Genomic DNA, 452 nt, shown 5'->3' on the forward strand with positions numbered 1-452 from the left:
GGAGTGCCCGCTGTGTCAACATAGGTCATCGGGGTATCGAACTTAACCGTTGTTACACCGCCAGTGCTGCTGACGTTGGCTACGGTACCTTGGCCGTTAACAAAATTAACGGTATCGCCATGGGTGACAAAATCTTCGTCAACCCCGTTGCCTTGTACGGTGAAGCCGGCGTTCAATACGTCGTTGACGGTGGCGGCGTTGTGGCCTTTGTTGGCAGACAAGGTGGTGCGGTCGTTACCGGTCGGGTTGGTAACGGCTGCAGCGGTATCGGCCAGATTGTCCTTCACGTTGGCCAAGGTGGTCGGTGCGGTTGTGCTGCCGGCCGCATTCTGCAGGCTGGTAATCACATCCGCTGCTGCAACTTGGTTACCTGCACCGTTGGGTGCATCGTAGAAGTTGCCGTCGGTGTGTTTGTACACTTTGGTGCCGTCGGCTTTGGTGTATGCAACCGG

1 pseudogene is annotated in these 452 nt (G+C 56.6%); it reads right to left on the reverse strand.

From position 1 onward, the window contains the following. Positions 1–452, reverse strand: a pseudogene (locus tag HMPREF3052_RS11755) (hypothetical protein); the annotation flags it as partial.

This window comes from Neisseria sp. HMSC056A03, from assembly GCF_001815685.1.
GTDB lineage: Bacteria > Pseudomonadota > Gammaproteobacteria > Burkholderiales > Neisseriaceae > Neisseria > Neisseria subflava.